Source organism: Mesorhizobium sp. M7A.F.Ca.ET.027.03.2.1 (assembly GCF_003999175.1).
Taxonomy (GTDB): Bacteria; Pseudomonadota; Alphaproteobacteria; order Rhizobiales; family Rhizobiaceae; genus Mesorhizobium.
Window position 1 is genome coordinate 1 of the sequence record NZ_RZOM01000291.1, and the last position, 6,128, is coordinate 6,128.

Annotated in this window: 4 protein-coding genes and 1 pseudogene; all 5 read left to right on the plus strand. The window is 61.3% G+C overall.

The genetic code is table 11. The features are described 5' to 3' along the window. On the plus strand, nucleotides 1–1,103 hold a 1,103-nt coding region (locus tag EN750_RS14815; RefSeq protein ID WP_127396860.1), incomplete at its 5' end, for a PLP-dependent transferase. Nucleotides 1,104–1,132: 29 nt separating this feature from the next. Further along, complete coding sequence (locus EN750_RS14820; RefSeq protein WP_127270754.1) at nucleotides 1,133–2,410, plus strand: sugar ABC transporter substrate-binding protein; 1,278 nt, start codon at nucleotides 1,133–1,135, stop codon at nucleotides 2,408–2,410. 182 nt (nucleotides 2,411–2,592) lie between these two features. Then, entirely contained in the window at nucleotides 2,593–3,516 is a 924-nt protein-coding gene (locus EN750_RS14825; protein WP_127327422.1) for a sugar ABC transporter permease, read from the plus strand. Next, nucleotides 3,516–4,364, plus strand: coding sequence for a carbohydrate ABC transporter permease (locus tag EN750_RS14830; RefSeq protein ID WP_127396861.1), 849 nt, complete (start codon nucleotides 3,516–3,518; stop codon nucleotides 4,362–4,364). Before EN750_RS14825 ends, EN750_RS14830 begins: the two co-directional genes overlap by 1 nt. A gap of 4 nt (nucleotides 4,365–4,368) precedes the next feature. Next, nucleotides 4,369–5,430, plus strand: a pseudogene (gene ugpC / locus EN750_RS14835) (sn-glycerol-3-phosphate ABC transporter ATP-binding protein UgpC). The last annotated feature ends 698 nt before the right edge of the window (nucleotides 5,431–6,128 follow it).

Genomic DNA, 6,128 nt, shown 5'->3' on the forward strand with positions numbered 1-6,128 from the left:
GTGCGGTGGTGCCGCCGATCTACCAGACCTCGCTGTTCACCTTCGCCAACTATGCCGAGATGGCCGATACCTTTGCCGGCAAACGAAAGCAGCCGATCTACTCGCGTGGCGACAATCCGACGGTGATGGAGTTCGAGGCGCGTGTCGCCGCGCTCGAAGGCGCAGAAGCAGCGCGCGGCTTTTCCAGTGGCATGGCGGCGATCAGCGCCACGGTGCTTGCGTTCGTTGGGGCAGGCGAGCGCATCGTGGCGGTGCGCAATTGCTATGGCGATGCCTACCGGCTGTTCGAGCGGTTGTTGCCGCGGCTCAACATCAAGGTCGATTATGTCGACGGCTCCGACCCGGATGCGGTCGCGGCGGCACTTCCCGGCGCCAAGCTACTTTATCTGGAAAGCCCGACCTCGATGATGTTCGAGTTGCAGGACATCGCGCATCTGACACGGTTGGCCAAGGAACAGGGCATCGTCACCACGATCGACAATTCCTGGGCGACGCCGGTGTTCCAGAAGCCGATCACGCATGGCGTCGACCTGGTGCTGCATTCGGCCTCGAAATACCTTGGCGGCCACAGCGACACCGTCGCGGGCGTGGTGGCGGGTTCGGCTGCTCATATCAAGCACATCAACGAGCAGACCTATTCCTATCTCGGCGGCAAGCTGTCACCGTTCGAGGCGTGGCTGTTGCTGCGCGGCCTGCGCACGCTGCCGCTGCGCCTGCCGCACCACATGAAGAGCGGCCTGACCATCGCCGAACGGCTGAAGGCGCATGCCAGTGTCGAGCGGGTCAACCACCCCATCTATTCGAACCACCCGGGCAAGGCGACGCTGGCCGGCTATGCCGGTCTGTTCTCCTTCGAGGTGACGGACGAGATCGACATCCCCGTCTTCGTCGACGCACTGAAATATTTCCGCATCGGCGTCAGCTGGGGCGGGCATGAAAGCCTGGTCGTACCGGCCAAGGCGTCGCTGGAGCAGACGCCGGGCCTGAATTCGATGGCGCGCTTCGGCGTCAGCCCCCGAACCATCCGCTTCAATGTCGGATTGGAGAGTGTCGAAGACCTGTGGGCTGACGTCGCCCAGGCCTTCGAAAAAGCCAGAAAATAACAAGCGGGTTCAAAATGGGAGTCTTGAACATGAAAAAACTGACCGTCATGCTGGCCACCGTTGCGGGGCTGGCGATTTCCGCCGGAAATGCCGTGGCCGACTCGACCCTGAAAATGGTCGAAGTCATCACCAGCCCGCCGCGCACCGAATTCCTGAAGAAGCAGATCGCCGAATTCGAAACAGCCAATCCGGGCATCAAGGTCGAGCTTATCTCGCTGCCCTGGGGCCAGGCGTTCGAGAAATTTCTGACCATGGTGCAGGCCGGCGATACGCCTGACATCGTCGAAATGCCGGAACGCTGGATGGGCCTCTATGCCAACAATGCCCAGCTCGAGGATCTCGGCCCCTATATGGCCAAATGGGATGATGCCAAGACGCTCGGCGACCGCGCCAAGCAGTTCGGCTCGACCGTCAACAACACTCAGTTCATGATCCCCTACGGCTACTATGTGAACGCGCTGTTCTGGAACAAGAAGCTGTTCAAGGAGGCCGGCCTCGACGGACCGCCGGCGACGCTCGACGATTTCATCGCCGATTCCAAGAAGATTTCCGCGCTCCCGGGGAAGTACGGCTACTGCCTGCGCGGCGGGCCGGGCGCCTTCAACGGCATGCACATGTTCATGAACATTGCTGCCGGCAAGGGCGGCTACTTCAACGAGGACGGCACTTCGACGATCAACGAAGAAGGCTCGGTCAAGGGCCTGCAGATGCTGGCCGACATGTACAAGGACGGATTGGCGCCGAAGGATGCGGTGAGCTGGGGTTTCAACGAAACGGTCACCGGCTTCTATTCCGGCACCTGTGCCATGCTCAACCAGGATCCGGACGCGCTGCTCGGCATCGCCGACAAGATGAGCGCGGACGATTTCGCCGTGGCGCCTTTGCCGGTCGGGCCGAGCGGCAAATCCTATCCGACGCTGGGCTATGCCGGCTGGGCGATGTTTGCCAACTCGCAGCACAAGGACGACGCCTGGAAGCTGATGGCGACGCTTCTGTCGCCGAAGGACAATCTGGAATGGGCCAAGGAAGTCGGCGTCGTCCCGATCCACAACGGCGCCGACCAGGATCCCCATTTCAAGACGGAGCAGTTCAAGGGCTGGTTCACGGAGCTCAGCGACAGCTCCAAATATGAAATGGTCACCCCGCCGACGCATCTGGAGAACCTCGGCAATTTCGTCGACCAGGTGGCGATCAAGAATTTTCAGGAAGTGCTGCTTGGCCAGAAGACGGCCAAGGACGTCGCCGACCAATGGGCTGCCTTCCTGACCAAGGAACAGCAGGACTGGCTGGCGAAGAACAAGAAGTAAGCGCCTCTTTTTCCTCCTCCCCGTTCTACGGGGAGAAGGTGGCCCGATAGGGTCGGATGAGGGGCGGCGCTATGCCTCGATTGGTTCGCGCTGCCCCTCATCTGCCTGCCGGCATCTTCTCCCCGTGAACGGGGAGAAGGACGCTGTTCCAGACGCCGCTCCAGGGAGCCGATCCTCAGCCAATGACCTACGCCGTGTCCGAAATACGATCCGCCGGCAAGCCGCGTCGCAAGCGGCTATCCCACGCCGCCATCGAGCCATGGCTCTATCTCAGCCCGGCGATCATCCTGCTGGTCGTCGTGCTTTTGGTGCCGCTGGTCATCGGCATCAGCTACTCCTTCCGCAAATTCTCAGCGTTCAAGTCCGAATATGTCGGGCTCGGGCAGTATCAGGCGATGCTGTCGGATCAGGTGCTGGGGCAGGCGCTGGTCAACACGTTGTGGTGGACCGTCGCCAGCCTTTTCTTCCAGTTCTTCCTCGGCCTTGGCCTGGCGCTCCTGCTCGACAAGCCGTTTCGCGGCCGCAAGGCAGTACAAGCCCTGGTCTTCCTGCCTTGGGCGGTGCCGTCCTTCCTGTCAGGCCTGACCTGGGCCTGGCTGTTCAATCCGATCATCGGCCCGCTGCCGCACTGGCTGTTTGCGTTGGGGCTGAAAGCCCAGCCAACCAATGTGCTGTCTGATCCCTCTACCGCCATGTGGGGGCCGATCGTCGCCAATATCTGGTTCGGCATTCCGTTCTTTGCCATCACCCTCTTGGCGGCACTGAAATCCATTCCATCGGAACTGCATGAGGCAGCGGCTATCGATGGAGCCTCGCCCTGGCAGCGCTTCACCAAGGTGACGCTGCCGTTTCTGGCGCCGACCATCGCCATCACCGTGATGTTGCGCACCATCTGGATCGCCACCTTCGCCGACCTGATCTTCGTGATGACGGAGGGCGGGCCGGCCGGCTCGACCAACACGGTGCCGGTCTACATCTATGTCAGCGCCTTCAAATCGCTGGACAAGGGCTATGCCTCGGCGGTGGCGGTGCTGTTGCTGATCCTGCTCATCGCCTATGCGATCGCCCTGATCGGCATCCGTCGCACGCTGGTGAGGCACGTCTGATGATCGCAGGACGCACAGCCTCGCAGCGCTTCTTCGGCGGCATCGGCCTCTACGCGGCAATCGCGGCCTACGTGTTCTTTTCCCTGTTCCCGATCTACTGGACGCTGAAGATCTCGGTCACGCCGGAGCGGCTGCTCTATTCCGAAGGCATCACCTTCTGGCCATCGCACATGACGCTGCAGAACTTCGTCACCGTGCTCGAGACGACCGATTTTCCGCGCTATTTCCTCAACAGCGTCATCGTCTCGGTCTCGACGGCGGCACTGGTGACGATCATCGCCACGCTCGCCGGCTATGCCATGTCGCGCTTCACCTTTCGCGGCAAGGCAGCCCTGGCGCTGATGTTGCTGCTCACCCAGACTTTTCCGCTGGTGATGGTCATTCCGCCGATCTACCGCGTGATGGGGCAGATCGGCCTGATCAACAGCCTGACCGGGCTGATCATCATCTACACCGCCTTCAACACGGCCTTTGCCACCTTCCTGATGCAGTCGTTCTTCGACGGCATCCCCAAGGATTTGGAAGAGGCCGCGATGATCGACGGCTGCACCCGCGCGCAGGCCATGCGCAAGGTGATCGTGCCGCTGACGCTGCCCGGCATGGGCGCGACGCTCGGCTTCGTCTTCACCGCCGCCTGGAGCGAGCTTCTGTTCGCGCTGATGCTGATTTCCAGCGACGACCAGAAGACCTTCGCCGTCGGCCTGCTCACCTTTATCGGCAAGTTCGCCGTCGACTGGGGACAGATGATGGCGGCATCCATCCTGGCGCTGATCCCGGTCTGCATCTTCTTCGCCTTCCTGCAACGCTATCTCGTCACCGGCCTGACCGCCGGCGCCGTCAAAGGATAGATCGATGGCCTCTGTTACGCTCGAAAAGGTCCGCAAGGACTATGGCGCCGTCCGTGTCCTACACGCGGTCGACCTTCAAATCGCCGATGGCGAGTTCGTCGTCCTGGTTGGGCCGTCAGGCTGCGGCAAGTCCACGCTTTTGCGCATGATCGCCGGGCTGGAGGAGGCTTCCGGTGGCGAGATCCGCATCGGCGAGCGGCTGGTCAACGACGTGGCACCCAAGGACCGCGACATCGCCATGGTTTTCCAGTCCTACGCGCTCTAGCCGCATATGGACGTGTCGAAGAACAGGGGCTTCAGCCTGCTCCTGAAGAAGGCGGAGAAAACGACGATCGACGCCAGGGTGGACGGCGCCGCCAAGCGGCTCGGGCTCGACACGTTCCTGCAGCGCCTGCCGCGGCAACTGTCCGGCGGCCAGCGCCAGCGCGTCGCCATGGGGCGTGCCATAGTGCGCGATCCCAAGGTTTTCCTGTTCGACGAGCCGCTGTCGAACCTCGACGCCAAGCTGCGCGTCCATATGCGCGCCGAGATCAAGGCGCTGCATCAGCAGCTGAAGACGACATCGGTTTATGTCACGCATGACCAGATCGAGGCGATGACCATGGCCGACCGGATCGTCGTCATGCATGACGGGTTGATCCAGCAGGTCGGCGCACCGCTCGATCTCTATGATCGGCCGGCCAACATGTTCGTCGCCGGTTTCATCGGTTCCCCCGGCATGAATTTCCTGCCGGCGATGGTTCGCAACGGTGGTGAGGCCGTACTGGCCGATGGCCAGGTGCTGCGCTTGCCGGAAGGCCTGCCGCTGACGGACGGTGACGCCATCACCGTCGGTCTGCGGCCCGAGCATATCAAGTTGGCGGATGAGGGCGCGTTGAAGGGGGAGGTGGGTGTGGTCGAGCCTCTCGGCCTTTCGACGCAGTTCTACGTCAAGCTGGCCAGCCAGCAGCTTTGCGTCTTTGCCATGGGCCGTGCCGGCGTGAAGCCCGGCGACGAGGTGAGGTTGGTTGTCGAACCAGACCAATTGCATCTGTTCGATCTGAAAAGCGGTGATCGCATCGGCTGAGGGGGACTCAGCCGGGCGGCGGGCAGCCGTATGAGGCGCCGATGTCGGGCGGGAAATACAGGTAACGCTACATTTCAATTGGATAAAATAGCGGAACGTCCAACAGACATTTCCGGAACCTAACAGGACCACTCGGACCTTTGCGTCTACAACGCAAGACCTTAGTCCCGCCGTCTTCTCAAAAGAACGGAGGTCGTTTCGCCACGAATTAGGCCGCCGTCGGAGTTAGTCAACACCGACGGCGGCGCCTGCAATATGGGCGAGTGGGTTGTGTGCGGATATGGTGTGATCGCGGAAGTGGATTGTAGACCGCTAACCGCGAGGGCTTCTTTTGGACAGCGGCGAACTGTCCAACGGGTTCTCAGCCGACTTGGCCGATCGCCGCTCCTTCAGCCAAAGGGACTTCTTTCTCCTTGCCAGGTTCTCGTCTCGAACGCTGTCGTCGGCGGTCACTCCGCCATGCATCGCGGCAATCACGTAGTCGGCTCTGTTGGTTCGAAAGTCGCCTTTTTGTACGGACATCGTTTTCTCCCAGTGCGAGGCATTTCCCCCCTTTTTTCCTGACGCTGAAACTAACTGCCTATCCGTGGTGCAAGTCTACCAATCGCCGATTGTATTAAAACGATACACTCAAGGCGGCACGATCGCACGAGAGGAGCCAATACCGGCGGGGCTCCTTCATTGACCCTGTTGTGATC

Excerpts from the sequence above, each read along its gene's own strand:
- EN750_RS14820 (WP_127270754.1), top strand. The coding sequence starts at position 1,133 with ATGAAAAAACTGACCGTCATGCTGGCCACCGTTGCGGGGCTGGCGATT.
- EN750_RS14825 (WP_127327422.1), top strand. The coding sequence starts at position 2,593 with ATGACCTACGCCGTGTCCGAAATACGATCCGCCGGCAAGCCGCGTCGC.
- EN750_RS14830 (WP_127396861.1), top strand. The coding sequence starts at position 3,516 with ATGATCGCAGGACGCACAGCCTCGCAGCGCTTCTTCGGCGGCATCGGC.